General features: G+C 72.8%; 1 protein-coding gene and 1 pseudogene. Both read left to right on the forward strand.

Features of this window, described 5'->3' with window-relative positions; genetic code table 11:
• A pseudogene (locus AC5RUJ_RS18410) lies at window positions 1-240 on the forward strand (hypothetical protein); the annotation flags it as partial.
• On the forward strand, window positions 237-437 hold a 201-nt coding region (locus AC5RUJ_RS18415), incomplete at its 3' end, for a hypothetical protein (RefSeq protein WP_494156536.1). The pseudogene AC5RUJ_RS18410 and the gene AC5RUJ_RS18415, both read left to right, overlap by 4 nt.

The raw sequence follows: 437 nt of genomic DNA on the forward strand, positions 1-437 counted from the left end.
CCGCCCTGGCAGGCGCCGCTGCACATCGTCCCGGGCCTGCCCACCCTGGTGGTCACCGGCGGCTGGGAACCGCTGTACGAGGAAGTGGCCGAATACCTGGCCGCCACCGGCGCCGTCCACCGCCACGCCGGCGGGCACCACCGCCCGCAGGACACGGACCGGGGCCATGCCCTGCTGGCGGCCTTCCTGGCCGGGGCAACACTGCCGGACTCATCAGAGGTTGCTAGCGTGGAGCTATGAATGAATCAGCCTGGGAACCGGCGTCAGGACAGCTGTGGTGGCCGTGGCCGCTGGACGAAGCGGGCGTGGCCGCCCTGCAGCAGCAGCTCACCGACCGTTCGCTGCTCGGTGCCTTCGCGGGCGGCGCCCCCCAGGCCGGCGACAGCGTTGTCTCCGTGCTCCTGGCCGTGAACGGGGAACAGCGCGCCGCCGTCCTG

This window comes from Arthrobacter sp. Y3223164, from assembly GCF_059091005.1.